Source organism: Rhodopseudomonas sp. (genome assembly GCF_013377015.1).
Classification (GTDB): Bacteria; Pseudomonadota; Alphaproteobacteria; order Rhizobiales; family Xanthobacteraceae; genus JARJEH01.
This window is the reverse complement of sequence record NZ_JACABA010000001.1, coordinates 1,410,680-1,437,518: the sequence shown is the minus strand read 5'-3', so window position 1 is coordinate 1,437,518 and position 26,839 is coordinate 1,410,680. Positions and strand designations below refer to the sequence as shown.

Below are 26,839 nucleotides of genomic sequence, written 5' to 3'. Positions count from 1 at the left end.
CGCGCCGGCATTATTGTCGGCGGGTGTGGCCGGATTGACCTTGTGGCTGCGGTGCCGCGACGGCTAAAAGGAGCGCAATCCGAACTGTCAGACGGCCCATGAGGACATGATGACCCTGAAATTGCTTTCCGCGAACGGATCTGCCGCCAGAAAGCTCGCGCTGCTGCTTGCGGCGGCCGCCGTTGTGGCGATCGGGCTCGACGCCACCGAGGCCAACGCGGCCAAGCGCAAATATCCGACCCGCGACCAGGCCGCCTATGGCGCCCGCGGCCCGAACTCGTCCTACATGGTCGGCCCGCGCACCCGGGTCTATGTCACCAAGCGCTCCTGGCTTGACGCCGGCGTCGAAGTGCTGCCGGGCGACCGCCATTTCAGCGACTATGCGTTCCCGCCGGGCTATTCGTTCGCCCGCGAGAACCGCAACTGGCCGCTCGATCGCTCGCCGCTGAACCCGCCCTCGGATCTCGGCGGCTATCCGGAGCGGTTCCCGCTGTATTGATGCCCCAAAATGCCCGGCTCTGCCGGGCATTTCTCTTACGCGAATGGAAGCGGCGGAGATCTTCGACCCATCGCCGCGGTAGCGGAAAGGCGATGATGCCGGCATTCATGATCGTCCAGGTCACGATTAGCGACGATAAAGCCTATGCGGCCTATCGTGACGCGGTCGTTCCCCTGATCGAGAAATTTGGCGGCAAGAGCCTCAGGAATGGCAAGGCCGAGCGGCTCGAAGGCGATGCTGGCGGGATCGCGTTGTTCGAATTTCCGTCCTTGGAGGCGATCCACTCGTTCTGGAATTCGAACGAGTACGTTCCCATCAAGGAGCTTCGACGCGGAGCCGCCAAGTTGGACATTTGGGCTGTTCCCGCTTAGCTAGACCTGCAGCGCCTGCATTTCCTTGACGACAGCTTCACCCATCTCGCTGGTGGAGACCGCAGTGGTGCCCTCGGACTTGATATCGGCGGTGCGCAGGCCTTTGGCCAGCACCGCGGCGATCGCGGCGTCGAGCTGGTCGGCGAGGCCGCCGAGATCCAGCGAATAGCGCAGCGCCATCCCGAACGAGGCCAGCATCGCCAGCGGATTGGCGGCACCCTTGCCGGCGATGTCGGGAGCCGAGCCATGCACCGGCTCGTACATCGCCTTACGCTTGCCGGTCTTGGCGTTGAGCTCGCCGAGCGAGGCAGAGGGCAGCATGCCGAGCGAGCCGGTCAGCATCGCCGCGATATCGCTGAGCATGTCGCCGAACAGGTTGTCGGTGACGATGACGTCGAACTGCTTCGGCCATTTCACCAGATTCATGCCGCCGGAATCGGCGAGCTGGTGTTCGAGCTGAACGTCCGGAAATTCGCGGGCGTGGACCTGCGTCACCACCTCGTTCCACAGCACGCCGCTCTTCATGACGTTGCGCTTTTCCATCGAGGTGACCTTGTTGCGCCGCTTGCGCGCCAGGTCGAAGGCGACGCGGGCGATCCGCTCGATCTCGTAGGTGTCGTAGACCTGGGTATCGATCGCGCGCTTCTGGCCGTTGCCGAGGTCGGTGATGGTCTTCGGTTCGCCGAAATACACCCCGCCGGTGAGCTCGCGCACGATCATGATGTCGAGCCCCTCGACCACCTCGCGCTTCAGGCTCGAGGAATCCGCCAGCGCCGGGTAGCACACCGCCGGGCGCAGATTGGCGAACAGGCCGAGATCTTTCCGAAGCCGCAACAGGCCGGCCTCGGGGCGGGCGTCATACGGCACCGCGTCCCATTTCGGTCCACCGACCGCGCCGAAGATCACCGCGTCGGAGGCTTCCGCCAGCGCCATCGTGGCGTCGGTGATCGCGACCTTGTCAGCATCATAGGCGGCGCCGCCGACCAGCCCGTGTTCGGTCGTGAAATGCGCGATGCCTTCCGCGTTGAGCCAGTCGATCAGCCGCGTCACCTCGGCCATCACTTCGGTACCGATGCCATCGCCGGGGAGAAGAAGCAGCTTGTGGGTCGCCATGGTCAGGTCCTCATCATGCGTCATGGCCGGGCTTGTCCCGGCCATCCACGGCTGCCCTTGGGCTTGCTGTGAAGGCGTGGATGCCCGGCACAGGGCCGGGCATGACGTGTAAAAGTATGCGCGCGCGGAGTGCTAAAGCGCCGTTGCGGGATTGGCAAGACACCGTTGCGCCCTACCCCGTTGCGCCTGCGGCGCATAGGCTGCCACAATGCACCCGGGAGAAACGCTTGACCCTGATCGATCGCACCGACGCGCCCGCGCATCCCGCGCGCCTGATCCTTGTTCTGTCGCTGGCACCCACGGTAGGTCTTGGGATCGGCCGCTTCGCCTATTCGCTGGTGCTGCCGGACATGCGCGACGCGCTGGTGTGGTCGTATTCCGCCGCCGGCTTCATGAATACGGTCAACGCTGCGGGCTATCTGGTCGGCGCGCTGATCACCTCGCGGCTGTCGACCCGGTTCGGGCTGTCCGCCGTATTGCGCGCCGGAACGCTGGCCTGCGTGCTGTCGCTGGCGCTGTGCGCGCTGTCGGGCAATTTCGTGCTGCTGAGTTTCGCGCGCCTCTTGGCCGGCGTGGGCGCGGCGCTGGCTTTCGTCGCCGGCGGCGCGCTGGCGACCACGATCGCGCAATCGCAGCCGGCGCGGTCGGGGTTTCTGCTCAGCCTGTTCTATGCCGGGCCGGGGCTCGGCATTTTGGCCTCGGGGCTGATAGCGCCGTTCCTGCTGCAGGGGTTCGGGCCGGGCTCGTGGTGGATCGTCTGGCTGGTGCTGGCGCTGGTGTCGGCGGCGATGACGGTGCCGCTGCTGACCATCGCAATCGACACCGATGCCGGGATGTCGACGTCGACGCCGGCCCGGTTCGCGATTGCGCCGGTGGCGGTCTATCTCGGCGGCTACTTTCTGTTCGGCGCCGGCTATATCGCCTACATGACCTTCATGATTGCCTATGTGCGCGACGCCGGCGGCGGCGCCGCGGCACAGAGCGCGTTCTGGTGCCTGATCGGCGCCAGCGCCTTCGTCACGCCCTGGGTGTGGCGCCGGGTGATGGCGCGCGACCAGGGCGGGGTCTCGACCGCGATCATTCTCGGCGTTCTGGCGCTGGGCGCTGCGATGCCGCTGTTCGGGATGTCGGTCGGGCTGCTGGCAGCTTCGGCGCTGGTGTTCGGGGTGTCGTTCTTCGCGGTGGTGGCTTCGACCACCGCCTTTGTGCGCTTCAACTATCCGCAGCCGGCCTGGCCGGGCGCGATCGCCGCGATGACGATCGCGTTCGGAATCGGGCAGACGCTGGGGCCCTTGGCGGTCGGCGCCATCACCGACGCGATGGGGAGCCTGAGCTATGCGCTGAACGTCTCGGCCGTGACGCTGGCGGTCGGTGCCATCGCCTCGGCGTTTCAGCGGCCGCTGCGGCGCGCGAAGCCCTCATCCTGAGGCGTGCAGTTCGGCCGGGGCGTTACGCCACCGTCGGAATGCCCACAGCGCCAGCAACACTGTCGCTACCGCGCCGCCAAGCACCGGCAGCAGGTGATGCGGGCCGAGGGCGCCCGGTTTCTCCAGCACGGTCGCGGCGATCACCCCAGGCAGCACATGGGCCGGCGCCCAGAGCAGGATTGCCGGGATATTGACCGCGAAGAACCGGACCGGCGGCATCCGCAGCGCACCGGCGGTGATCGGCACGAAGGCGCGGACCGGCGCCACGAAGCGGGCGAAGAACACCGCCCAGGCGCCGTAGCGCAGAAAAAACGCCTCGCTGCGCGCGACCAGCAACGGATAGCGCGACATCGGCCAGACCCCGAGAATCCGGCGCTGCTCGCGATGCCCGATCCAGTAGGCGCCGCCGTCGCCAATCACGGCGCCCGCCACCGCCACCGCGAGGACGAGCACGACGTTGAGCTGCCCGCCGGGAATCAGCGCGCTCAGCGCCAGGATGATGGTCGATCCGGGAATCACGGAACCCAGCACCGGCACCGCTTCGAGCAGTGCGGCGAGAAAGATCATGAGATAGGCCAGCCCGGCATGCGCCGACGCCAATCCGATCAAATGCTCGAAAAATGCGCTCACCGGAATCCTTTGGGGTGATCTTTGCATCGGCGGGACGACGACGTTGTCTGCAGATAAGCTCGGCCGTTCCTTGGAGTTCCAGCTTTGGAAACCTGCCAGTCGGGGCCAGCGATTCGCAATGCAGCCCTCCAAAAACCGCTGCTCGCACCTATCTGAATGAAAACACAACGGAACTTTGATCGCGCGGCGGGCTTCTGCCGGTCGCGGCTCTCTGCTAGGTTCAAATTCGCACTCAACCGCAGCCGCCACAGAAATAGGGTTTCGGGCGCGTCCGAGACCACGGAGGATTGATGACCGCCGCCATGACCACAGCGCAGGAGCCAGCCGGATTGCCCGACATGAAGGTGTCGGTGCGGCAGGTTTTCGGCATCGACAGCGACCTCGAAGTCCCGGCCTATTCGGAAGTCGATCCGCACGTGCCGGACGTCGATACCGACTACCGATTCGATCGCAACACCACGCTGGCCATTCTGGCGGGCTTCGCCAAGAACCGCCGCGTCATGGTCACCGGCTATCACGGCACCGGCAAATCGACCCATATCGAGCAGGTCGCCGCGCGGCTGAACTGGCCCTGCGTTCGCGTCAATCTCGACAGCCATATCAGCCGGATCGATCTGGTCGGCAAGGATTCGATCGTGGTCCGCGACGGCAAGCAGGTCACCGAATTCCGCGACGGCATTCTGCCCTGGGCGTTGCAGCACAACGTCGCGCTGGTGTTCGACGAATACGATGCCGGCCGCCCGGACGTGATGTTCGTGATCCAGCGCGTGCTGGAAGTCTCCGGCCGGCTGACGCTGCTCGACCAGAACAAGGTGATCAAGCCGCATCCTGCGTTCCGGCTGTTCTCCACCGCCAACACCATCGGGCTCGGCGACACCTCGGGGCTCTATCACGGCACCCAGCAGATCAACCAGGGCCAGATGGATCGCTGGTCGATCGTCACCACGCTGAACTACTTGCCGCACGACGAGGAAGTCGAAATCGTGTTGGCCAAGGCCAAGCACTATCGCAATCCGGAAGGCCGCGACATCGTCAACAAGATGGTGCGGCTCGCCGACCTCACCCGCAACGCCTTCGCCAATGGCGATCTGTCGACGGTGATGAGCCCGCGAACCGTGATCACCTGGGCCGAGAACGCCGAGATCTTCAGCGACATCGGCTTTGCGTTCCGCGTCACCTTCCTCAACAAATGCGACGAGCTGGAGCGGCCGCTGGTCGCGGAGTTCTATCAGCGCTGCTTCAATGCCGAACTGGCGGAGAGCTCGGTCAACGTCGCGATGAGCTGAGATTCCTCCCTCTCCCCTTGTCGGGAGAGGGTGCCTTCGTGAAGCGAAGGCGGGTGAGGGGTGTTGCCTCTCGCCGCAAAGGCCCCCTCATCCGGCACGGACTTCGTCCGTGCCACCTTCTTCCACAAGGGGAGAAGGAAAAGAGGTTCACGCTGCGATGACGACTAATTCTAAATTCCGCACCGGATCGAAGGAAAGCCCGACCGAGCCGTTCAAGCGCGCGGTCACCTCCTGCCTGCGCGCGATCGCCAAGGCGCCCGAGCTGGAAGTCACCTTCGCGGCCGAGCGGCCCGGCCTGTCGCCCGGCAAGGCCCGGCTGCCCGAACCGGCGCGCAAGATGAGCAAGCGCGATGCCGCGATCGTCCGCGGCCACGCCGATTCGATCGCGCTGAAGCTCGCCTGCCACGATCCGAAAGTGCATCGCAAGCTGATGCCGGGCAATCCGCAGGCGCGCGGCGTGTTCGAGGCGGTCGAGCAGGCCCGCGTCGAGGCGCTCGGCGCCCGGCGGATGGCCGGCGTGGCGAAAAACCTCACCGCGATGCTCGACGATCACTTCCATCGCGGCAAGTTCGACGAGATCACCGACCGCGCCGACGCGCCACTGGCGGATGCGCTGGCGATGTTGGTGCGCGAACGGCTGACCGGGCTCGCGCCGCCCGCCGCCGCGAAGAAGATGGTCGACCTGTGGCGTCCGGTTCTGGAGGACAAGATCGGCCCGAAGCTCGACCTGCTCGACCGCTTCGCCGAGAACCAGACCAAGTTCGGCGACGCGGTGCACGATCTGTTGCAGGCGCTGGAGATCGGCGACGAGCGCAACACCGACGCCGACGAGGACGACAACCAGGACGACAATCAGGAAGGCGAGAACGATCAGTCCGGCGCCGAGGGCTCGCCCGAGAGCGACGCCGCGCAGGAGATGAGCGCCGAGCAGGCCGAAGCCTCCAGCGACGAGATGAGCGACAGCGCGATGGAGAGCGCGCAGGCCTCGACTTCCGACACATTCGACGACGGCGAACTCGGCGACGACGAGACCCCGGGCGAGGCGACGCGGCCGAATTCGCGCGGCAATAACGAGCCGCGCGGCCCGGAATATCATGCCTTCGCGCCGAAATTCGACGAGGTCGTTGCCGCCGAGGATCTCTGCGATCACGACGAGTTGGAGCGGCTGCGCAGCTATCTCGACAAGCAGCTGGCGCATCTGCAGGGCATCGTCGCGCGGCTCGCGAACCGGCTGCAGCGCCGCCTGATGGCGCAGCAGAACCGCGCCTGGGATTTCGATCTGGAAGAGGGCGTGCTCGATCCGGCGCGGCTGTCGCGCGTGGTCACCGATCCGTTCCATCCGCTGTCGTTCATGAGCGAGAAGGAAGCGACCTTCCGCGATACCGTTGTGACGTTGCTCCTCGATAACTCAGGCTCGATGCGCGGCCGCCCGATCACCGTGGCGGCGACCTGCGCCGACATCCTGGCGCGAACCCTTGAGCGCTGCGGCGTCAAGGTGGAGATTCTCGGCTTCACCACGCGGGCGTGGAAGGGCGGGCAATCGCGCGAGGCGTGGCTCGCCGCCGGCAAGCCGGCGAATCCCGGCCGACTCAACGATCTGCGTCACATCATCTACAAGTCCGCTGACGCGCCGTGGCGTCGCGCCCGCAAGAATCTCGGGTTGATGATGCGCGAGGGGCTGCTGAAGGAGAACATCGACGGCGAGGCGCTGGACTGGGCGCACAAGCGGCTACTCGGCCGCTCCGAGCAGCGCAAGATCTTGATGATGATTTCCGATGGCGCCCCGGTCGACGATTCCACGCTGTCGGTCAATCCCGGCAATTATCTCGAACGCCATCTGCGCCACATCATCGAGGAGATCGAGACCCGCTCCCCGGTGGAATTGATCGCGATCGGCATCGGTCACGACGTCACGCGCTACTACCGCCGCGCCGTCACCATCGTCGACGCCGAGGAACTCGGCGGCGCCATCACCGAGAAGCTCGCCGAATTGTTCAGCGAGACTGCCGGTGCCCCGCCCGCGCCGGGACGGCGGCGGCGATTGCATTCATAGGATTGCCGAAGAGCATGACCCGGCCAAGTGTAGCCTCTCATCCTGAGGAGCGGCCTGTTGGCCGCGTCTCGAAGGACGAGGCCACTCATCTTCATGGTTCGAGACGGCGCAACTGCGCCTCCTCACGACCATGAGGGCGCCTTCTCCGTCGCCTCTCTCCCGCCGCCGCCTGCTCGAATTCGGTGTCGTTGGACTCTCGCTCGTCGTGATGCCGGCAGTGGCGCAAGTCGCAACGCAACAATCGGCGAAGCCGGCGGCACCGGATCAATTCACCGCCCCGGCGCCGACTGCGATCGAGGTGAGGGCGCAGCCGATTGCATCGTTCGATCTGCGCGACCCGTCCCATGCGCGGTTCGGTGCGCTGCAGTTTCGCAGCGGGCTGGTGCTGACCTCGGGGTTTCGCGGCTTCGGCGGGTTATCAGCGCTGCGGCTCGACCCGAAGGGCGAGAGCTTCATCGCGATCAGCGATCATGGCACCTGGTTCACCGGCCGTATCGTCTATGCCGGCCGCGAGATGACCGGCCTCGCCGAGGTCGAAGCGGCGTCGATGCTCGGCGCCGACGGAAAGCCGCTGGCGAAGCGTGGCTGGTACGACACCGAGTCGCTCGCCTTCGACGGCGGCACCGCCTATGTGGGGATCGAGCGGGTCAACCAAATCGTCAAATTCGATTTCGGCCGCGACGGTGTCCGCGCGCTGGGCGAGCCGATCGCGGTGCCGCCGGGCTTGCGCAAACTGCCGCACAACAAGGGCGTCGAATCGCTGGTGTTCGTGCCGAAGGGCCAAAAGCTCCCCGGCACCCTGATCGCGATTTCGGAACGCGGCCTCGATGCCGACGGCAATATCGTCGGCTTCCTGATCGGCGGCAAGACGCCGGGGCAGTTCGCGGTGCGTCGTACCGAGAATTTCGATATCAGCGATGCGATGCTGCTGCCGTCGGGAGACCTGTTGCTGCTGGAGCGGAAATTCTCGTGGCTCGCCGGGGTCGGAATCCGGATCCGGCGGATCGCGCTGAGCACGCTTGCGCCGGGTGCGATCATCGATGGCGGCGCGATCTTCAACGCCGATCTCGGCTACGAGATCGACAATATGGAAGGTCTCGACAGCCATGTCGATGCCGACGGGAGCACCGTGCTGACCATGGTTTCGGACGACAATTTTTCGATGATCCAGCGCACCCTGCTGCTGCAATTCACGCTGCTCGAGGAGTGAACCCGGCGGCCCGTCAGGTCGTCGGAACTTCTCGAAGCGGGTTGGATACGGAGACCGGATCAACGCCGCGGGCGAGCTGCGCGACCGCCTCCGCTATTCGATCGCCGATCTCGTGCCGGGAGGTTTCGGGCAGTAGGCGGCCTATGATGTCGAGGACGACCGGGTCATGTCGGTGAGTTTCCGGTTCGACGCTACGCTTGCCAGCGCTCCGGTTCGAACGCATCCGCCGACAGCGCCAGCCTAACCGTGCGGGCCAGTTCGTTCCGCCGGTACGGTTTGCTGAGCAGCAGAACATCGGCATCCAGACGGTTATTGTGGATCAGCGCGTTCTCGGAATAGCCCGACGTGTACAGCACCTTCAGTCTCGGATGTCGCTTCGCCATCTCGGCGGCGAGCTGCACGCCGTTCATTTTTCCGGGCATCACGATATCGGTGAACAGCAGATCGAACGCCACGTTCTTGTCGCTGATCGCGAGCGCGGCGGCGGCGTTGGCGACCGACAGCGTGGTATAGCCCAGGCTCTTGAGCTGTGAGGTCACGTAGTTGCGCACCAGCGCGTCGTCCTCGACGACCAGGATGATTTCGTGCCCGCCAACGGGCGCGGCCTCGGGCGCCACCGGCGCGATCCGCTCCGGCTCGGCCTTGGCACGCGGCAGGTAGATCCGGAACGTGGTGCCCAGTCCCACTTCGCTGTAAAGCGTGATGTGGCCGCCGGACTGCTTGATGAAGCCGTAGACCATGCTGAGCCCGAGCCCGGTGCCCTTGCCGACTTCCTTGGTGGTGAAGAACGGATCGAACACCTTGTCGCGGATCTCTTCGGGAATCCCGGAGCCGGAATCGGTGATCGCGATCATCACATAAGCGCCCTCGTCGACCCCGCCCATCCGTCGGGCGAATTCCTGATCGAGCACGACGTTGCAGGTCTCCAGCGTGAGCTTGCCGCCATCCGGCATCGCGTCGCGGGCATTGACCGCCAGATTGACCAGCGCGGAATCGAGCTGGCCACGGTCGACGAAGATCGGCCAGACCCCCGGCTGCAACACCGACTCGATTTCGATATGTTCGCCCAGCGCCGAGCGCAACAGGCTCTCCAGCCCGCTCAACAGCGCGTTGACGTCGGTGTCGTCGGGTCGCAGCGGCTGCTTGCGCGCGAACGCCAGCAACAGCCGGGTCAGTTCCGAGCCGCGATCGGCGGCCTCGCTGATCAGTCGCGCGATCGCCGCCAGTTGTGGGCGGTCCGCCACCCCATCGCCGAGAATGTCGATGGTGCCGGTGATCACGGTGAGCATATTGTTGAAATCGTGGGCGATGCCGCCGGTCAATTGTCCGATCGATTCCATTTTCTGCGACTGTCGCAACTGCTCGTCGGAAACGATCTTGTCGGTGAGGTCGCGCATGAAAGCGTTGGTGATGAAGCCGTCGTCGCGGCGCAGCGCCGTCATCGCCACTTCGACCGGGATCGGCGAGCCGTCGCGCCGGATGGCTTCGATCTCGACCCGGTAGCCGGGCCTGCCGTGGCCGATCGATTCAAGAAAGCGGGAATATTCGGCGGCGCCTTCGCGGAACTGCTCCTTGGGCAGAATAAGATCGCCGATGTTCTTTCCGATCACCTCGTCGCGCGACCAGCCGAACATCGCTTCGGCCCGCGGACTCCATTCCAGAATCGCACCGACCGGATCGATCTGGACGAAGGCATCGAGCGCGCTATCGACGATCGCCCGCGCCATCTGCTCGCTTTGGCGCAGCGCCTCCTCGCTCTTTTTGGTCTGGGTGATGTCGTGATAGACCATCACCGCGCCCTGCAGCTTTCCGGTCTCGCTGCGCAGTGGCCGGCCATTGGCGACCAGATAGCAGCGGCGGTCGGATCCGATCGGCCGCACGATGAATTCGAGGTTCTCGATGGTCTCGCCGCGAAACGCGCGCAGCAGCGGCGAATCGTCCGGTCCGAACGGTGTGCCGTCGGAATAGAAGCGGTCGAATGATCGCGTGGTGTTGAGAACGCCGACCCCGGAAAGTTGCCCGAACAGATTTCGTGCCGCAGGATTGGTGAGGATCACCATCCCATTGGCATCCGCCACCAGCACCGGATCAACCATGTTGTCGATGGTGTTGTTGAGCACGTCGGCGAGCCGGCTGCGTTGTTCGATTTCCTCGGCGAGCGCCGCCGCCTTACGCTGCGACTCCGAAGCCATCCGGTTGAACGCCTCTGCCAGCACGTTGATCTCGCGACCGCCGCCCGCGGTTGCCGCGACCGGTTCGCCGCGGGAAAACCCCTCGACCGCGCGGGTGATCCTGACCAGCGGCCGGGTCAGTGAGCGCGCCAGCGGCACCGCCATCAGTATCGCGAGCAGCAGCGCGGCGGCGCCGCCGAGCAGCGTCGAATTGCGCACGGCGGTCCGCACCACCATGAAGGCCGAGAAAGGTCTGGTTTCGATCACCGCAACCTTGGGGCCCCCCGCGAACTGTACCCATTCCCATCCGACCGCGTAGCGTCGGCCGGCGCGGTCATCGACCAGCTGTGATTTCGCATCGGGGTCGTGCAATATCTGAGCGAAAGCCGGGAACTCGTCCTGGACTCGGTAGCGGGTGCCGCGATCGAAGCCGAATTCGTGCGCCGGATCGGGGTGTACCAGATAGTCGCCGTCCTCGTTGATCATGTAGATTTCGTTGCCGTCGACCGCGCGGGCGCGGAGCCGGGCGATCGTCGGACGCAGGTCGACATTTATCACCAGCATGGCGAATAGCGCCCCGTCCGGTTGATGGATCGGGGCGGCGACGTGAAGCGTGGGGACTTGCGGCACCTCAAGCCCGGTGTCCGTTCGGTTCAGCCTGATTTTCGAGACGTGAATCTGGTTGGCCGGTGTCGCGATGCCTTCGATGAAATAGTCGCGGTCGCCACGGCGCGACAATTGCGCCGGCGGCGCAATCCTGATCGCGCCTTCCGGACCCAGCCGATCGACCCGCACGATTTCCATGCCACCGTCCGCAACGCCGATCACGCGGGCCATTGCATAGTCCGGTTTGCTGGCGAGTTCCGAAGCGAAACGAAAGCCCACTCTGTGGCGCCAGTCGTTTTCGAGGGCGCTCATCTCCTGCTTCGGATTTGCCAGCCGGGCCATCATCAGGCTGCGCAGCGCCTCCGAAACCTGGCCGCTTTGGACGTCGGCGCGGACCCCGCGCAGCGACGCATCCATCACCAGCGCGGTCAACTGCGCCTGGCCCTGCAGCCGCTCCAGCGCGCGAGGCATCAGCAGGGCAATGATGCTCTGGTAGTTCAGGATACCCAGCAACGCGGTGGTCACCAACACCAGCGCGATCATCGCCAACGCCAGCCTGGTGGAAAGCTTCATCGTGGATATCCGACGAAAGCGGGCGTCTTCGGCCACAGGAAACCGTCCGCTGCGGCGGATCGCATTCCGAAGGCGGCGGCGCCGGCATCGGCGCCGCGTTCGCTGTTGGGTGGTGCCTGCATCTTGCGGTTTGCCGTTGCGGCCGGTTGGAGATCGCCAGTGTGCAACCGATCAGATCACCCTTCGCCTCGTTAAACTACGTGATTCGACGAACGATGTGTCCTTGGTAGAACTACGGGCGTTGTGGGGCGGGCTGGCCGCACTTCGGGCTGCTGCGATCGAACCCGCCCATGCTGCGGTGCGACCAAATACCGTCGCAACCGTGGAGCAAATCGATGCCGGAGGTGTCCATACGGCCGTTCTTGCAGTCGCTTCTTACGATCGCCGCCGTTATGCCGCTGCAGTCGGCACCAACCTTGGCTGCCGAGGAGGCCAGTCCGTTGTCGGCGACGCAGTGCATCGCCGATGTCTCCACGGACTATCGCGAGGAGGGCCGCAAATTCACCTTTACCATGAATTTCCAGAACGAGTGCGACCGCCCGATCGCCTGCGTGGTGGATGCCTATCTGGTCAGTTCGCGCGGGCCGAGCCAGGGCCATACCACGCTGAAATTCCCGCCGAAGTCGCAAGTACCGGCGAAACTGAGCTATACGATGCAGGTCAAGGCGATCGGCGGCTCAGCGCAATATTCGAGAGATTGCCGCTTCCTGAGTCCGCACGACGGTTCCTCTCGAGTGCAACGCTAATGCGCCTTCGGGCTACTCGTGCCGGTCCACGGGGTCAGCTCAACGCCTCTGCGGGCTCGGCTCGCTTGACCTCGGTGCGCTCCTGCGCGTCGAGACATTTGATCAACTGCGTCAGCACGCGGCGCTCCTCATCGGGAAGAGCACCGCACAGCAGCTGCCGGAACAATTTCAGGTTCTCGTCCAGATTATCTTCATTCATGGGCGGCTCCCCAATAGAACAGGAGAGAGTCCAACTCACTCTCACTCACCGCTGCCGGTCGCAATACGATGATTGGGTAATTCTACGAGGATAGCGTTCATTTTGTCGGTCCGGTTCCGGACTCTGAGCGACGCTCGCAACCTCCGTATCACTACCTAGGTGCGCTGCAATCGCTGCACTTCTGCATACCAGCCACCGGCATAGGTACTTGATAATCGCAGGTTGCCCGACGATTCGCTCCGGAAAGGAGCGGCGAGACTTCTCGTCGGTGCATTCAGTGTTGCGAGGCAACCAAACAGCCGCGCGAAGTTGGCGATTGTCCAAGCGCGAGAGTCGAACAGGAAGAACTCAGCGCGCAGTCCGAATTGGAGGCCGAGTTCGGCGCGACGGGGGTACCGGCAGTCTTCAACTAAGGGTCATTGATCGAACCGCGTTCACACTCCTGACCGTTCTCTCCCAAAGCAAAGCCGGCCGGGTCCTTACGACCCGGCCGGCTTTGAAATTCAGCAATCGATCAGTCGCGCCGAAGTCTCAGCTCGCGACGGCGATCGGGGCGGCGGGCTCGGCGGCCTTCTTCTTGGCGATCGCGCGCTTGAGGTCGACGGCCTTCTGCGACAGTTCGGCGTCCTTGGCCTTCAGCAGAAAGGCATCGAGCCCGCCGCGATGGTCGACGCTCTTCAGTGCATTGGTCGAGACCCGAAGCCGAACCGGGCGGCCCAGCGCGTCGGACAGGAAGGTGACGTTGACCAGGTTGGGCAGAAACCGTCGCTTGGTCTTGATATTCGAGTGGCTGACCTTGTTGCCCACTTGGACACCCTTGGCGGTCAGTTCGCAGCGCCGGGACATGGCGAAAATCCTCTGTCATCCCCGCCGGCCCACTAGCAGGCGCGGGGGTTATAAATCACGTCCATTTCAGGAACCGCGGACCTATAAGCGGGACGGCGTCCAGCGTCAAGTTGCCAGCCGCGCCGCGCCGCTCGGCAAGACCTCCCGCCGGCCGCCTCACCGCCGCGGCGTCAAAGCGGTTTCACCCGTGCCCTCAACCATATAGCATCATATAAAGGACGCATTCGGTACCGAAATGATGTGTTCGATCGAGGCGCGCGTGATGCGTGCCAGGCAGGACCGCCCGTCAGTGATCAGTTCCCACAAGTTGCCAATGACCCTGCGAGCCGTTCCGGTGCTGGCGCTTGCGCTCTGGTTTGCGGCGCCGGTCGGCAAGGCCGTGGCGCAGGGCGTCCTTGACGCGCGTTATGAGGCGTCGCTGGCGGGAATTCCGATCGGGAAGGGCGCCTGGGTGATTGAGATCGACGTCGATCAGTATTCGGCGTCGGCCAGCGGAGGCACTTCCGGACTGTTGCAGGTATTCTCCGGCGGCCATGGAACCGGCGAGTCGCAGGGCCGGATCACCAACGGTCAGTTGGTGCCGACGAGCTATGCCGCGTCCACCACATCGAAGAAGAAGACCGAATCGATCCGGATGACGCTGGTCGGCGGCAATGTGAAGGAGTCCGCGATCGAGCCGGAGCCGCCGGTGGATGCCGACCGCATCCCGGTCGTCGAGGCGCACCGCCTTGGCGTGTTCGATCCGATGACCGGATCCTTCCTGCTGGCGCCCGGCACCGGCGATCCGGTCAACGCCGCTGCCTGCCACGCCTCGACGCCGGTCTTCGACGGTCGGATGCGCTATGATTTGAAGTTCGACTTCAAGCGGATCGAAACCGTGAAGGCGGACAAGGGCTATCATGGCCCCGCCGTGGTGTGCGCGCTGTATTTCACGCCGATCTCCGGCTACATCCCGGACCGCGCCGCGATCAAATATCTGATCGAGCAACGCAATATGGAAGTCTGGCTGGTGCCGATCGCCGGCACCCGCGTGCTGGTGCCGTTCAGGGTCAAGATCCCGACGCCACTCGGCAACGCAGTGCTCGAAGCGACCCAGTTCGTCACCACGGCCAGCCCGCCGAAATCGGCCTCCAAGACCCAATAGGAAGACACTGTCATCGGACCCGGCAGACCCAGCAGGCGCCGTGGCCGTCTTCCGGCGTCGTTCGTGGCAATCAGGTCACAACCGATCGTCCAAGGAATCATGTTGACTCCCGGCGCATTCGCCGAACGCATGGTCGCCAGGTCGGTTGCCGTGATTTTGCGTACCTTGGCACCGTAGGTCACCCGATCTGGTGCCTCGGGGGCAAGCCGGCGCGAGATATTGCGGTGAACGAAACCGGGGAGTGTCGAGTCACCGATTCGGGCGCGATTCGTTCCGGACTCGTTCCAAAGCTTAAGCCGCGACCTCGGATGCGTCGCATAGTGAAACAGATCTGACCGCAACCGACGCAGAAACTCAATAAGATGGCTTCTTCCTATTCAGAGTCGTTTACTAACGGTCGTGCGCCCGGCGCCGGTGTGACCGCGGTGCTCGGCCCCACCAACACCGGCAAGACCCATCTGGCGATCGAACGGATGGTGGCGCATTCCTCCGGCGTGATCGGATTGCCGCTGCGGCTGTTGGCGCGCGAGGTCTACAACAAGATCGTGGCTCGGGTAGGAGAGAGCGCGGTCGCGCTGGTCACCGGCGAAGAGAAGATCAAGCCGCCCAAGGCGCGCTATTGGGTCTCCACAGTGGAGGCGATGCCGCGTGATCTTGACGTCTCGTTTCTGGCGGTCGACGAAATCCAGATTGCCGCCGATCTCGAGCGCGGCCACGTCTTCACTGACCGCATCCTCAATCGTCGCGGCCGTGATGAAACGCTGCTGCTGGGTGCTGCGACAATGCGTCCCATCATCGAGCGGTTGTTGCCGGGTGCCAGTATCGTCACCCGGCCGCGGCTGTCGCAGTTGGAATTCGCCGGCGACCGCAAGATCACCCGGCAGCCGCGTCGGACCGCGATCGTCGCGTTCTCGGCCGACGAAGTCTACGCCATTGCCGAACTGATCAAGCGCCAGCACGGCGGTGCCGCCGTGGTGCTGGGGTCGCTGTCGCCTCGCACCCGCAACGCCCAGGTGGCGATGTTCCAATCCGGCGACGTCGATTATCTGGTCGCCACGGACGCCGTCGGCATGGGCCTCAATCTCGACGTCGATCACGTCGCCTTCGCGTCCGACCGCAAATATGATGGTTATCAGTTTCGCCGCCTAACCCCGTCGGAATTCGCGCAGATCGCAGGGCGGGCCGGCCGGGCCACCCGCGACGGCACTTTCGGCACCACCGGACGCTGCGCGCCATTCGAGCCCGAACTGGTCAACGCGTTGCAGAATCACACCTTTGACAGCGTCAAGATGCTGCAATGGCGGAATGCGAAGCTGGATTTTTCCTCGCTAGGCGCGCTGCAGGTGTCGCTAGCCGAGACGCCCACCCATGAGGCCCTGACCCGCGCGCCGATCGCCGAGGACCTGCGGGTGCTCGAACATGCTGCGCGCGACGCCGATGTTCGCGATATGGCCCATGGCGGCGCCGCGGTGGAGCGGCTCTGGGACGCCTGCCAGATTCCGGACTATCGCAAGATCGCGCCAGCCGCGCACGCCGAACTGGTGACGACGCTGTACGGTTTTCTGATGCAAAGGGGCAAGATTCCGGATAGCTGGTTCGCTGCCCAAATCGAACAGGCGGATCGAACCGACGGCGGCATCGACACGCTGTCGGGCCGGATCGCACAGATCCGGACTTGGACCTTTGTTGCCAATCGGCCGGATTGGCTCGCGGACCCCGAACATTGGCAGGGAATTTCGCGGGATGTCGAAAATAAATTGTCAGATGCATTGCACGAACGGCTCACGGAGCGTTTCGTTGATCGTCGGACCAGTGTATTGATGCGCCGCCTGCGGGAAAACACGATGTTGAATACGGAAATTGGTAAAACTGGCGAAGTGATCGTGGAGGGCCATGTCATTGGCCGCCTCGACGGGTTCACATTCGCGCCTGACGCCGCTGAAGCTGGCTCGGATGCGAAGGCCTTGCAGGCGACCGCGCTGAAGGCCCTGGCCGGCGAGATCGACGCCCGCGCCGAGAAATTGGCGAGCGCGCCCGACGAACAATTCGTGCTGGCCTCCGATGGTACCGTACGCTGGACCGGCGATGCGGTGGCCAGGCTGGTGGCGGCCGACGACGTGTTGCATCCGCGCTTGCGCATCGTCGCCGACGACCGCCTGACCGGGGCGCCGCGCGACGCGGTGCAGGCCCGGCTCGATCTGTGGCTGAAGACTCATATCGAAAAGCTGCTCGGGCCGCTGTTCGACCTCGCCAAGGCCGAGGACGTCATCGGCATCGCTCGCGGTATCGCGTTCCAGCTGATCGAGGCGCTCGGCGTGATCGAGCGGCAGAAGATCGCGGCCGAGATGAAGGATCTCGACCAGCCCTCGCGCGCCACTTTGCGCAAATACGGCATCCGGTTCGGCGCCTATCACATCTATATGCCAGCGCTGTTGAAGCCGGCAGCGCGCGCCTTGGCGTCGCTGCTGTGGGCGCAGAAGCAGGACAATGTCGACATGTCGGCGCTGTCCGGCGCGCAGCATCTGGCCGGCTCCGGCCGGACCTCGTTCCCGGTCGACAAGTCGCTCGATCGCGATGCCTATCGCACGCTGGGCTATCGGCAATGCGGTGAGCGCGCCGTTCGCGTCGATATTCTGGAGCGGTTGGCCGACCTGATTCGCCCGGCGCTGTCGTGGCGCGAAGGCTCCTCTGGCGAAAAGCCGGCCAGCGCATTCGACGGCCGGGGCTTTATCGTCACCCAGGCGATGACGTCGCTGACCGGGTCCGCGGGCGAGGATTTCGCCTCGATCCTGCGTGCGCTCGGCTATCGCATGGAAAAGAAACCGCCGCTGCCGCCGGCGCCGCCGAAGGCAGAGGCAGCGACTGTAGCGACGTCGACGCCGGAAACCCCGGTTCAGAGTGAGTTTTCCGCCGAAGACTTGGCGATCATGGCTGGCGCGATCGCGCTGGAGCCCGCGGTTGCGATCGAGACCGCCGATATCGCCGATATCACCAATGACGCGACCGAAATTGTTGCCGCGAGCGTTGCCGAGTCGGAGCAACCGGCTGAGATTGTCGCGACAGCGCCAGTCGAAGCGCAGTCGGATCCGGCGACCATGCCGGCAGCGGACGTCGCCCTGGCCGAAGCGTCCGTTGAGGCCGATGCGGCGGAAGCGCCCCAGCACGAACAGGCCGCAGCGACTGATACAGCAGCTATTTCAACAGCCGAAGTCAGCTCCGATGCCGCGATCCAGCCGGAGACGGTGGCTGCCGCGCCGGAGTTGATCGAGGTCTGGCGGCCCGGCGGTCGTTCGGACGAGCAGCGCCCCCGTCATGATCGTAGCCGCTACCGCAACCAGGATCGTTCCCAGCCGGGAGCCACAGCGGCTGCCGGCGAAGGCGAGGCCGGCGAGGCGGCCAAGCGCGACCGCCCGGATCGCGGACGGCGCGATCGCAAGCCGGAATTCCGGCGCCCGCGCCCTGAGGGGGCCGTCGAGACCGCCCCCGCCGCCGACGGCGCGGCACCGCAGGACTCCGGCAACGCCAGGGACAATAGACCGCGTCCTCCGCGTGAACGGTTCCAGGGCAAGGGCAGGGACCGGGACAAGTTCCAGAGTGGGCCGAAGGGCGGACGGGACAGCAATGGCGGCGACCGCAGCTCGCATCGCCAGGTCGCCAGCAGCGCACCGCCGCGTGAACGCGATCGCCCGATCGATCCCAACTCGCCGTTCGCCAAGCTGGCGGCATTGAAGGAACAGCTCACCGCCAACCGCAAGGATTAGCACTGGTGGTGGAGGTGGCGCGGTTGCAATGTGGTCCCGCGCTGTGACTCGTGGCTGAGTGGGTCACAATAGCCGTACGAAATGGTGTTGCTTGGAGCGCCAGCGTCTCGATAAATGGCTTTGGCATGCCCGGGTGGTGAAAGCCCGAACCAGCGCCGCCGCCCTCGTCGAGGCCGGTCACGTCCGGATCAATGGGGTTCGCGAGCGAGCGCCGGGGCATTCGGTGAAGCTCGGCGACGTCGTCACCGTCGGTCTGGATCGCACGGTGCGCATCCTCAGAGTCGCGGGTTTTGCCGAGAAGCGCGGAAACGCGTCCAGCGCAACCGTACTTTATACCGAATTGCAGGAACGCCAAGAATAGCGGCAGGTCACTTGCGGCTGAGTGCCTCCTGCGCTACCCACATGCTCAAAATTATACTGTCTCGGAGCCTTGGATGACTTACGTCGTCACTGAAGCGTGCATCAAGTGCAAATACACCGACTGCGTCGAAGTCTGTCCCGTGGACTGTTTCTACGAGGGCGACAACATGCTGGTGATCCATCCGGATGAATGCATCGATTGCGGTGTCTGCGAACCCGAATGCCCGGCCGACGCCATCAAGCCGGATACCGAGCCGGGCCTGGAGAAATGGCTCGAGGTGAATACCGAATATTCCAAGACTTGGCCCAACATTACCCAAAAGAAGGAAGCTCCTGCGGACGCCAAGGACTTCGAGGGGCAGGACGGAAAATTCGACAAGTACTTCTCGCCGGAGCCCGGCACCGGCGACTGAGTTCTTCGCGCGATTGATTCTTTCGTGACCCGGCGGTTCTTCCGAGCAGCTTAACCTTGTTCGATCTTGTCGCGCCCCGGAGCATTACGGGGATGCGCAATTCGTCATAAATCATTGATTTTTGCGGGAAATGTGCTATTATAGGTACATTCGAGTTCTTGGCATGCCGGTTTGCGGCCAGGACATGTTCCCGAGAAAAACAACGAACAGGGGCGTGGGAACTCCACGCGCAGGCTGTGTCACAGAAAACGCGTAAAAAGAGTGTTTCGAAGGGTGCGAAGACTGCGTCTGCGGCCAGCCGCGGTGCAACGAAAAGCCGTTCCCGGACTTCTGTTAAAGAGACCCGGACCACCACCAAGGCTACGGCTGCCAAAGTTTCAGCTTCCAAGGCTTCAGCTTCCAAGGCTGCGGCCTTCAAGTCCTCCAAAAACAAAAGAAGTGCAATGCCCAGCAAGACTGCCAAGACTGCCGTGAAGGCGACCGTATCGAAGGCCGCCCCCGCCAAATCGCCTGGCAAGGCTGATGCCGCGAAGACTGCGCCGAAGGCTGCGGTCAAGCCGGTTGCGGCCAAGCCCGCAGTCGCGACCAAGCCGGCGGCGAAGCCCGTGGCGGTTCAGCCGAAGGTCGAGGAGCCGAAGAAGGTTTTGACGCAGCGCCAGGGATTCAAAACCAATGAATTCGTGGTCTATCCGGCGCATGGCGTCGGCCAGATTCTGGCGATCGAGGAGCAGGAGATCGCGGGCGCCAAGCTTGAACTGTTCGTGATTAATTTCATGAAGGACAAGATGACGTTGCGGGTGCCGACCGCCAAGGTCGCCAATGTCGGCATGCGCAAGCTGTCGGAGCCGGCGCTGGTGAAGCGGGCGCTGGAAACCCTGAAGGGCCGCGCGCGGGTGAAGCGGACGATGTGGTCGCGCCGGGCGCAGGAATACGAAGCCAAGATCAATTCCGGAGATATCGTGGCGATCGCCGAAGTGGTGCGCGACCTGTATCGGTCGGACTCGCAGCCTGAGCAGTCCTACAGCGAGCGGCAGCTCTATGAAGCTGCGCTCGATCGGCTGTCGCGGGAAATCGCGGTGGTGCAGCACGTCACCGAGACCGAGGCGGTCAAGGAGGTCGAAGGCCAGCTCGCCAAGAGCCCGCGCCGCGGCGCCAAGGCCGAGGCCGAATCGGACGCCGATGCTGACGTCGATGGCGATGACGCCGCGGTGGCCGACGAGGCAGCATAAGTCCCCCGGCAACGGCAAACTTATTCAAAGCCCGGCCCGAAAGGCCGGGCTTTTTGCTGGGCGCTCGCATACATCCTGATAATCTCAGAGGATTCCAATGCAGCAACGCCGAACGGGAATTACGAAGGCTTGTATAACGCTCACCTTACGCTAGCCCCTTCGGGGACTCTTTTTGGTGATTTATGAAGCTCGAATGGGGAAACGTCCCGCAGTGGATTTCGGCTTTATGCGCGTTGGCGCTGGCTGCGCTTGCCATTTATGGACTTTTCTTTTCCACCACATCGCAGGCTTTGGTTTCCTATCTGCAATCCGAGCTGGCCATTCGCAATCAGCGGATAGCAGGATTGGAGTTACGGGAGCAGCAGCTTCAGCTCTCGGTCAACACGGCGCAATCTACCCTGCGCGAGCTTGCCGACAAGAAGGCGGTGGCGGAGAAACAGGTCGCCGCGCTCAACGCCGAGCAAGAAACTCTGTCGCAGAAGGTTAGAGACCTGGGACTGAACCTGTCCAACGCAGAATTTTCACTTGTAAGAGAGAAGATTACGGCCGTGCTGGCTTCCACAATCACGCCGCTTGATATAATTCTTTCCGACCAACTCGACACGCCAGAAGGCGTTAGAGCCGTTGTGAAACGTCCTTTTGATGAACAGTCAGCATACATCAAGGAAATCGCGGGCAATTTGCCCGAACGTGACCGGCCCCTGGCGGAGAAAGTGATAGCCAGCTTCCGTCAGCAGTGTTCAAGATTCAGCGCAGTAGTTATTTCGATACCCGCCATGCGCATTCCCAAAGGGGAGGATTTCTCTCAATATAATTGGGATCGTAGCAGGCACCCTCTTGCGATAAAATTACAGGATCTAGTCAAACAGGTCGAAAAAGCTAGAACCGATATCGAGGCCTGCTTTCGGGCAGTCACGCCTTAAGTCAATAAACGGGGCTCCCTAGCAAATCCGGGCTCCCCCACTAAAGGACAAGGCTCTCTTAGGAGGGCTTCAATTGTCCACGGTCTGACAATCACCCACACCCCCGTGGTTTCCGGCGGCCGCGCTTCCTATACGTCCGTCCCGGATTTCGCCGCGCTCCATCCGGGCTACAGATTCGCTGCGGCTCAATCCACCACGATCTTGACGCGGTCGCGTGGCTTCACGGTGGCATGGGCATCGAGCCCGTTCAGTAGACGAAACCGGTCCATCGGCCGGTCGACTCCGGCCATGCGGTGCGCCAGCGACTCCACAGTGTCGCCTGGTTGCACCGTGATGATCTTGATGCGCAGCGGGCGCGCCGCCTGAATTTCATCCAGCGTCAGCCGGCGGAACGAGCCGACGGTCTCGCGCGCATTGCGATCACTCTCGGTGGTCTTCTGCTTGGCGGCGAAGATGAAGCGATAGACGTCGCTGCCGAACCGCAGCGCGTAGACCTTGAACTGCCACTGCTCGCCATGGGCGACGGCCGACGCCGCGGGGAAACCATTGATGGTCAGATCCTCGGTCGAGGCCTTGTCGACATTCTCCATCCAGCCGGAATTCAGGTAGTCGCCGAGGCTTTGTTCCGCCGGCACCCTGACCACATCGAAGCGCATCGCCTGGTTGCCACCCTCGCGCACGCCGATCACCGCCTGCGCGGTGTTGTCGAGCGTGAAGGAGTCCGGCGCCTGGAAGGTGAAGCCGAGCTTGGGATGCAGGAAGCGCCGGCCGCGGACGAAGCCTTCGCTCGGGTCCTCGCCGTAAACGATGTTGTCGATCGCGGCGAGATAGGCCTCGCGGTCGCGCTCGCCGCCCTGCGGCGAGGAGTACTGTCGGGCGTTCGCCTGGGCGTTCTGAACCCGCTCCGGCGTCGCCGGATGCGACGACAGAAAGTCCTGCGAGCGCGGGTCGCCGGAGCCGCGGCCGGCCTTCATCGCGGCGTTGCGTTCCATCGCGGTCAGGAAGCGCGCGGCGCCATAGGGGTCGAATTGCGCCCGCGCCGAAATCCCCACCCCGATCCCGTCGGCTTCGAATTCCTGCTGCCGCGAAAAGCTCGCCATCGTCAGTTTGGATTTCGCCAGCGCTAGCGCCGAGAGATCCGGATCGTTACCCATGTCGGTCATCACGCGGGTCACGATCGCGGCCTGCCGCGCCTGGTCCTCGCGGATCGAGGCATGCTTGGCCAGCACATGCGCCATCTCGTGCGACAGCACCGAGGACAATTCCGAGGTGTCGCTGGCGAGCGCGATCAGTCCGCGAGTGACGTAGAGCTGCCCGGTCGGCAGCGCGAAGGCGTTGACGGCACCGGAATTCAGGATGGTGACCCTGTAGGCGAGATCCGGCCGCTCGGACGCCGCCACCAGCCGGTCGACCGTCTTGGTGATCAGCTCTTCCAGCCGCGGGTCGTCATAGGCGCCGCCATAGGAGGCGAGGATCCGCTCGTGCTCGCGTTCGGCGGCCGGGGTCTGGGCTGCGGGCCGAGCCGGCTTCACCGGGGCGGACGACGGTGCGGCGACCTGAAACCGGCTCAGGTCGCCGCAACTGGCAAGTGTCAGAGCGGCGCACAGCACCATGGGCGCAGCCAAAAATCGGCGGCCCCTCGATGACTTGCGCCGTCCCTCAATTCCCGTCACGGTTGTTGCTCTCTGCAGGTCGCTAGGTCCCGCCCGCCAATTCGATTTGTCCCACCTGTCGCACCTCGATCCGCGGCCCGCCGCGCCCCTCGATCCAGCCACGGACCCGAATTCGCTTTCCTTCGAGGGACTTAGGGTTGACCCCCTGCGCCTCGAACGATGCTAACATGCGCCTTGAAATAGTCACGGTGAAGTCTCGTGTCCAGCGCCGGCCGAAATTCAGATAAACCGTCGCGCCAGCTTGCCGCACCGACACGACGCGGCCCTCGACCAGCGTGAACTGCCCCATCCGGGACAGAATATCGCCCGGATTTTCGGCGTTTTTTATGACCGTCGAATCCGCCCAGATTCCTTGTTTCTCCAGCCTGGCCCTAGCCTCGGCTGCGAGCAGCTCGGTCCTGCAGTCGGCCGCCGCGACGTCGGCAGCGACCAGCGCCTGGCCGCGGGAAAGCAACTGGCCCTGCACGGATCGCTCCTCGGACCCGGCCAACACGAAGGCGAGCTGCCGGCCGTAACGATCCGGCGCGTCGCTGTCGCCGCGCAGCGTCACCTCCTGCCCGGCGACGATCTCCGCCAATGCGGCGATACCATCGCGCGGCGTCGTCGCCGGCTCGATGCCTGCGAGCTTCACCTCGCGGCCGTCCTGCATGCGGAAGCTGCGCGAATCGAGCACCGCCGCGACCCGGCCTTCGCCTTGCGGCGCAAAACTGCAGCCCGCGGCTGTCGCCCGATTGGTGATCGCGGCGATGACCCAGGATGTCACGGCCATCGCAAGCAGCCTGTTGCGAGATACCATCATCGTAGGCATCAAATTCTTGGCGCGGCGCACGGCCGGCCGAATATCATAGGCTGATACAATCCGCGCAGGCCATGGAGGGGACACCGATGGAAGTCAACGGCATTGCGCACATTTTTCTGACGGCAGCGAATTTCGAACGCTCGCGGGAGTTCTATCGCAAGCTGCTGTCATTTCTCGGCATGAAGCCGATGATCGACGACGCTCAGACGTTCTACTGCGTCGGCGGACGCACCGCCGTTGCGATCCGCGCGCCCGCGCCGGAACACGCCGGCGCCGCCTTCGAACAAGGCCGTGCCGGACTGCATCATCTGTGTTTCCGCGCCCGCGAACGCGCCGACGTCGACGAGCTGTACGGCTTTCTGTGTACGATCGGCACCACGATCATCCGCGCGCCGCGCGAGGATCAGTGGGCGCCGGGATATTACTCGCTGCTGTTCGAAGATCCCGACGGCATCAGGCTGGAGCTCAATCACGTTCCAGGAAAGGGGCTGCTGACGTGAACGACGCCATGATCGGCGTTCGCCGCACTCGCTGACGGTCATTCCACTTTGCGGAAAAAGCGCGTCGCTTGCCGCTGGCGATTCGATGCGGCATGATCGTCGCAACGATCAGATGCGCAGCGCGGACAAAGCAGCGCCGGTCGCGGGAGGAAGCAATGAAGAAAGTCGAAAGACTCCGATCCGCTCTACTTGCGTCGCTGTTGCTGACGGCCGGCACCACGGCGCTCGCGCAAACTGCGCCGCCACTGAAGCTCGGCGCGATCCTCGACATGTCCGGTCTCTACGCCGACATCACCGGTTCCGGCAGCGAGACCGCGGCGAAGATGGCGGCGGAGGATTTCGGCGGTTCGGTGCTCGGCCGCAAGATCGAGATCATCGCCGCGGACCATCTCAACAAGGCCGACCTTGCCGCCAGCATCGCGCGCGATATGCTGGACAATCAGGGCGTCGAGGCAATCATCGACGTGGCCGCCTCCGCCACCGCGCTGGCGGCGGGCGAGATCGCCAAGGCGCGCAACAAGATCGCGATGTTCAACGGACCGGGATCGATCCGGCTGAGCAACGAAGCCTGCGGCCCCTATACGGTGCACTATGTGTTCGACACTTTCGCGCAGGCCAACACTACCGGTTTGGCCGCCGTCAAGCAGGGCCTCGACACCTGGTTCTTCCTGACCGCGGATTACGCCTTCGGGCAGGATCTCGAGAAGGACACCACCAATGTGGTGGTGAAGGCCGGCGGCAAGGTGGTCGGCGGCGTCAAGCATCCGCTCAATACCTCGGACTTCTCGTCGTTTCTGCTGCAGGCGCAAAGCTCGAAGGCGAAGGTGGTCGGCCTCGCCAATGCCGGCGGCGACACCATCAACGCGATCAAGCAGGCCGCCGAATTCGGTCTCACCAAGAGCGGGCAGAAGCTGTCGCCGCTATTGGCCTTCGTCACCGACATCGACAGCGTAGGGCTGGAGACCGCGCAGGGATTGCTGCTCGCCGAAGCATTCTATTGGGATCTCGACGACGAGACCCGCGCTTTTTCGAAGCGGTTCATGGAGCGCACCAAACGGGTGCCGACCTCGGCCCAGGCCGGGGTGTACTCCTCCGTTACGCATTATCTGAAAGCGGTGAAGGCCGCAGGGAGTACCGACGCCGCCGCGGTGATGAAGATCATGAAGGCGACGCCGATCAACGATTTCTTCGCCAAGAACGGTCGGATTCGCGAAGACGGCCGGATGGTGCACGACATGTATCTGTTCGAGGTGAAGAAGCCGTCGGAATCGAAGGGTCGCTGGGACGACTACAAGCTGCTCGCAACCGTGCCCGGCGACGAAGCGTTCCAGCCGCTGGCGCAATCGCGCTGCCCGCTGCTGAAGAAGTAGGGCGCGGAACGACGTCATTGCGAGGAGCTCTTGCGACGAAGTAATCCAGTCTTCGCTTGCAGCCCCTGGATTGCTTCGCCTCGCTCGCAATGACGGGATTCTGAGTCAGCATTTGCACAACAACAATAATCACGAAGGCAAATCCCAATGACCGACATTGTCCTCCAGCATCTCGAGCATGGACTGCTGACCATCACCATGAACCGATCCGACCGTCGCAACGCGCTTAACGCCGACATGGTTGTGGGCCTGGTGGCAGCGGCGCGGCGCGCCGCGGAGGACCATGAGGTTCGCGCCGTGCTGTTCAAGGGCGCCGGCGGCACGTTCTGCGTCGGCGGCGACGTCAAGTCGATGGCGGAGAGCCGCGCCCCGCTGCCGTTCGAGGCCAAGCTCGCCAATCTGCGGCGCGGCATGGAAGTGTCTCGCATCCTGCATCAGATGCCAAAGCCGGTGGTGGCGCAAATCGACGGCGCCGCGGCGGGCGCCGGTCTGTCGATGGCGCTGGCTTGCGATCTGCGCGTCGCCGGCGAATCCGCCAAGATCACCACCGCCTTCGCCAAGGTCGGGCTGTCCGGCGATTACGGTGGCACCTATTTCCTGACCAAGATGCTCGGCAGCGCCAAGGCGCGCGAACTCTATCTGACCTCGCCGGTGCTGAGCGCACGCGAGGCGCTGGCGCTCGGCATGGTGACGCGCGTTGTGCCCGACGCCGAGGTCGGCGCGGCAGCGCATCAGTTGGCGCTGTCGCTGGCGCAGGGGCCGAGCGTGACGCTCGGCTACGTCAAGCGCAACATCAACAATGCCGAGGAGCTGTCGCTGGAAGCCTGCTTCGACGCCGAGGCGATGCATCATTCGCGCTGCGGCGACACCGCCGATCACAAGGAAGCCGCCGCCGCCTTCGTGGAGAAGCGCGCGCCGGTGTTTCAGGGCCAGTGAG

The 26,839-nt window shown here is 64.0% G+C and carries 23 protein-coding genes; 16 read left to right on the top strand and 7 right to left on the bottom strand.

What is annotated here, in order from left to right; all coding sequences use genetic code 11:
* The first annotated feature begins 109 nt into the window (after positions 1-109).
* On the top strand, positions 110-499 hold the full coding sequence (locus tag HXX15_RS06825; protein ID WP_296514020.1) for a hypothetical protein: 390 nt from the start codon (positions 110-112) through the stop codon (positions 497-499).
* A gap of 95 nt (positions 500-594) precedes the next feature.
* On the top strand, positions 595-870 hold the full coding sequence (locus HXX15_RS06820) for a DUF1330 domain-containing protein (protein ID WP_296514018.1): 276 nt from the start codon (positions 595-597) through the stop codon (positions 868-870).
* On the opposite strand, the gene leuB is transcribed toward HXX15_RS06820, so the two are convergent.
* Positions 871-1,983, bottom strand: coding sequence for a 3-isopropylmalate dehydrogenase (gene leuB, locus HXX15_RS06815; protein WP_296514878.1), 1,113 nt, complete (start codon positions 1,981-1,983; stop codon positions 871-873).
* A 227-nt stretch (positions 1,984-2,210) separates the two neighbouring features.
* Here leuB and HXX15_RS06810 point away from each other — a divergent pair, with 227 nt between their 5' ends.
* A complete protein-coding gene (locus HXX15_RS06810) occupies positions 2,211-3,410 on the top strand; it encodes a YbfB/YjiJ family MFS transporter (protein WP_296514016.1) in 1,200 nt (399 codons plus the stop codon).
* Here the strand turns inward: HXX15_RS06810 and HXX15_RS06805 are convergent.
* The gene (locus HXX15_RS06805; RefSeq protein ID WP_296514014.1) at positions 3,402-4,040 is read right to left on the bottom strand and encodes a DedA family protein; all 639 of its coding nucleotides are present in this window, start codon (positions 4,038-4,040) and stop codon (positions 3,402-3,404) included. The two genes, HXX15_RS06810 and HXX15_RS06805, sit on opposite strands and share 9 nt — an antisense overlap.
* A gap of 290 nt (positions 4,041-4,330) precedes the next feature.
* Between HXX15_RS06805 and cobS the strand changes: the two genes are divergently transcribed.
* From cobS to HXX15_RS06790, 3 genes are all read left to right on the top strand, one after another.
* Complete coding sequence (cobS, locus tag HXX15_RS06800) at positions 4,331-5,326, top strand: cobaltochelatase subunit CobS (RefSeq protein WP_296514011.1); 996 nt, start codon at positions 4,331-4,333, stop codon at positions 5,324-5,326.
* A 157-nt stretch (positions 5,327-5,483) separates the two neighbouring features.
* On the top strand, positions 5,484-7,379 hold the full coding sequence (gene cobT, locus HXX15_RS06795) for a cobaltochelatase subunit CobT (protein ID WP_296514008.1): 1,896 nt from the start codon (positions 5,484-5,486) through the stop codon (positions 7,377-7,379).
* Between the two features lie 208 nt (positions 7,380-7,587).
* The gene (locus HXX15_RS06790; protein WP_296514006.1) at positions 7,588-8,589 is read left to right on the top strand and encodes an esterase-like activity of phytase family protein; all 1,002 of its coding nucleotides are present in this window, start codon (positions 7,588-7,590) and stop codon (positions 8,587-8,589) included.
* A 191-nt stretch (positions 8,590-8,780) separates the two neighbouring features.
* Here HXX15_RS06790 and HXX15_RS06785 read toward each other — a convergent pair whose 3' ends face one another.
* Positions 8,781-11,939, bottom strand: coding sequence for a PAS domain S-box protein (locus HXX15_RS06785; protein ID WP_296514004.1), 3,159 nt, complete (start codon positions 11,937-11,939; stop codon positions 8,781-8,783).
* A gap of 335 nt (positions 11,940-12,274) precedes the next feature.
* Between HXX15_RS06785 and HXX15_RS06780 the strand changes: the two genes are divergently transcribed.
* Complete coding sequence (locus tag HXX15_RS06780) at positions 12,275-12,685, top strand: hypothetical protein (protein ID WP_296514000.1); 411 nt, start codon at positions 12,275-12,277, stop codon at positions 12,683-12,685.
* A gap of 34 nt (positions 12,686-12,719) precedes the next feature.
* Here the strand turns inward: HXX15_RS06780 and HXX15_RS06775 are convergent, their stop codons facing one another.
* The gene (locus HXX15_RS06775; RefSeq protein WP_296513997.1) at positions 12,720-12,884 is read right to left on the bottom strand and encodes a hypothetical protein; all 165 of its coding nucleotides are present in this window, start codon (positions 12,882-12,884) and stop codon (positions 12,720-12,722) included.
* Positions 12,885-13,415: 531 nt separating this feature from the next.
* Positions 13,416-13,730, bottom strand: a complete 315-nt coding sequence (gene rpmB, locus HXX15_RS06770; protein WP_296513995.1) for a 50S ribosomal protein L28 — start codon at positions 13,728-13,730, stop codon at positions 13,416-13,418.
* A 313-nt stretch (positions 13,731-14,043) separates the two neighbouring features.
* On the opposite strand from rpmB, the gene HXX15_RS06765 reads away from it, so the two are divergent.
* From HXX15_RS06765 to HXX15_RS06740, 6 genes are all read left to right on the top strand, one after another.
* Positions 14,044-14,874 carry a DUF3108 domain-containing protein gene (locus tag HXX15_RS06765; RefSeq protein ID WP_296513992.1) on the top strand — a complete coding sequence of 277 codons (831 nt, stop codon included), beginning with the start codon at positions 14,044-14,046 and terminating at the stop codon, positions 14,872-14,874.
* A gap of 362 nt (positions 14,875-15,236) precedes the next feature.
* On the top strand, positions 15,237-18,635 hold the full coding sequence (locus tag HXX15_RS06760) for a helicase-related protein (protein ID WP_296513989.1): 3,399 nt from the start codon (positions 15,237-15,239) through the stop codon (positions 18,633-18,635).
* Positions 18,636-18,726: 91 nt separating this feature from the next.
* The gene (locus HXX15_RS06755; protein ID WP_296513986.1) at positions 18,727-18,996 is read left to right on the top strand and encodes an RNA-binding S4 domain-containing protein; all 270 of its coding nucleotides are present in this window, start codon (positions 18,727-18,729) and stop codon (positions 18,994-18,996) included.
* A gap of 73 nt (positions 18,997-19,069) precedes the next feature.
* Positions 19,070-19,408 carry a ferredoxin FdxA gene (gene fdxA / locus HXX15_RS06750; protein WP_296513982.1) on the top strand — a complete coding sequence of 113 codons (339 nt, stop codon included), beginning with the start codon at positions 19,070-19,072 and terminating at the stop codon, positions 19,406-19,408.
* A gap of 236 nt (positions 19,409-19,644) precedes the next feature.
* Positions 19,645-20,637 (top strand): CarD family transcriptional regulator, encoded by a 993-nt coding sequence (locus HXX15_RS06745; RefSeq protein ID WP_296513980.1) that lies wholly within the window; start codon positions 19,645-19,647, stop codon positions 20,635-20,637.
* 182 nt (positions 20,638-20,819) lie between these two features.
* Positions 20,820-21,560 carry a hypothetical protein gene (locus HXX15_RS06740; protein ID WP_296513978.1) on the top strand — a complete coding sequence of 247 codons (741 nt, stop codon included), beginning with the start codon at positions 20,820-20,822 and terminating at the stop codon, positions 21,558-21,560.
* Between the two features lie 185 nt (positions 21,561-21,745).
* Here HXX15_RS06740 and HXX15_RS06735 read toward each other — a convergent pair whose 3' ends face one another.
* Together HXX15_RS06735 and HXX15_RS06730 are read right to left on the bottom strand one after the other, a co-directional pair.
* Complete coding sequence (locus HXX15_RS06735; protein ID WP_296514876.1) at positions 21,746-23,173, bottom strand: M48 family metalloprotease; 1,428 nt, start codon at positions 23,171-23,173, stop codon at positions 21,746-21,748.
* Positions 23,174-23,255: 82 nt separating this feature from the next.
* Positions 23,256-24,002 carry a thermonuclease family protein gene (locus HXX15_RS06730; protein ID WP_296513975.1) on the bottom strand — a complete coding sequence of 249 codons (747 nt, stop codon included), beginning with the start codon at positions 24,000-24,002 and terminating at the stop codon, positions 23,256-23,258.
* A 116-nt stretch (positions 24,003-24,118) separates the two neighbouring features.
* Between HXX15_RS06730 and HXX15_RS06725 the strand changes: the two genes are divergently transcribed.
* From HXX15_RS06725 to HXX15_RS06715, 3 genes are all read left to right on the top strand, one after another.
* Positions 24,119-24,532 (top strand): VOC family protein, encoded by a 414-nt coding sequence (locus HXX15_RS06725; protein WP_296513973.1) that lies wholly within the window; start codon positions 24,119-24,121, stop codon positions 24,530-24,532.
* Positions 24,533-24,687: 155 nt separating this feature from the next.
* A complete protein-coding gene (locus HXX15_RS06720) occupies positions 24,688-25,902 on the top strand; it encodes an ABC transporter substrate-binding protein (RefSeq protein WP_296513970.1) in 1,215 nt (404 codons plus the stop codon).
* A gap of 147 nt (positions 25,903-26,049) precedes the next feature.
* The gene (locus tag HXX15_RS06715; protein ID WP_296513968.1) at positions 26,050-26,838 is read left to right on the top strand and encodes an enoyl-CoA hydratase; all 789 of its coding nucleotides are present in this window, start codon (positions 26,050-26,052) and stop codon (positions 26,836-26,838) included.
* The last annotated feature ends 1 nt before the right edge of the window (position 26,839 follow it).

What these genes read in the sequence shown, in the direction of transcription:
- HXX15_RS06760 (WP_296513989.1), top strand. Translation starts at nt 15,237, where the DNA reads ATGGCTTCTTCCTATTCAGAGTCGTTTACTAACGGTCGTGCGCCCGGC.
- cobS (WP_296514011.1), top strand. Translation starts at nt 4,331, where the DNA reads ATGACCGCCGCCATGACCACAGCGCAGGAGCCAGCCGGATTGCCCGAC.
- HXX15_RS06730 (WP_296513975.1), bottom strand. Translation starts at nt 24,002, where the DNA reads ATGGCCGTGACATCCTGGGTCATCGCCGCGATCACCAATCGGGCGACA.
- cobT (WP_296514008.1), top strand. Translation starts at nt 5,484, where the DNA reads ATGACGACTAATTCTAAATTCCGCACCGGATCGAAGGAAAGCCCGACC.
- fdxA (WP_296513982.1), top strand. Translation starts at nt 19,070, where the DNA reads ATGACTTACGTCGTCACTGAAGCGTGCATCAAGTGCAAATACACCGAC.
- HXX15_RS06790 (WP_296514006.1), top strand. Translation starts at nt 7,588, where the DNA reads ATGCCGGCAGTGGCGCAAGTCGCAACGCAACAATCGGCGAAGCCGGCG.
- HXX15_RS06825 (WP_296514020.1), top strand. Translation starts at nt 110, where the DNA reads ATGACCCTGAAATTGCTTTCCGCGAACGGATCTGCCGCCAGAAAGCTC.
- HXX15_RS06735 (WP_296514876.1), bottom strand. Translation starts at nt 23,173, where the DNA reads ATGGTGCTGTGCGCCGCTCTGACACTTGCCAGTTGCGGCGACCTGAGC.
- HXX15_RS06780 (WP_296514000.1), top strand. Translation starts at nt 12,275, where the DNA reads ATGCCGGAGGTGTCCATACGGCCGTTCTTGCAGTCGCTTCTTACGATC.
- HXX15_RS06785 (WP_296514004.1), bottom strand. Translation starts at nt 11,939, where the DNA reads ATGAAGCTTTCCACCAGGCTGGCGTTGGCGATGATCGCGCTGGTGTTG.
- rpmB (WP_296513995.1), bottom strand. Translation starts at nt 13,730, where the DNA reads ATGTCCCGGCGCTGCGAACTGACCGCCAAGGGTGTCCAAGTGGGCAAC.
- HXX15_RS06720 (WP_296513970.1), top strand. Translation starts at nt 24,688, where the DNA reads ATGAAGAAAGTCGAAAGACTCCGATCCGCTCTACTTGCGTCGCTGTTG.
- HXX15_RS06740 (WP_296513978.1), top strand. Translation starts at nt 20,820, where the DNA reads ATGAAGCTCGAATGGGGAAACGTCCCGCAGTGGATTTCGGCTTTATGC.
- HXX15_RS06820 (WP_296514018.1), top strand. Translation starts at nt 595, where the DNA reads ATGCCGGCATTCATGATCGTCCAGGTCACGATTAGCGACGATAAAGCC.
- leuB (WP_296514878.1), bottom strand. Translation starts at nt 1,983, where the DNA reads ATGGCGACCCACAAGCTGCTTCTTCTCCCCGGCGATGGCATCGGTACC.
- HXX15_RS06715 (WP_296513968.1), top strand. Translation starts at nt 26,050, where the DNA reads ATGACCGACATTGTCCTCCAGCATCTCGAGCATGGACTGCTGACCATC.
- HXX15_RS06765 (WP_296513992.1), top strand. Translation starts at nt 14,044, where the DNA reads ATGACCCTGCGAGCCGTTCCGGTGCTGGCGCTTGCGCTCTGGTTTGCG.
- HXX15_RS06775 (WP_296513997.1), bottom strand. Translation starts at nt 12,884, where the DNA reads ATGAATGAAGATAATCTGGACGAGAACCTGAAATTGTTCCGGCAGCTG.
- HXX15_RS06725 (WP_296513973.1), top strand. Translation starts at nt 24,119, where the DNA reads ATGGAAGTCAACGGCATTGCGCACATTTTTCTGACGGCAGCGAATTTC.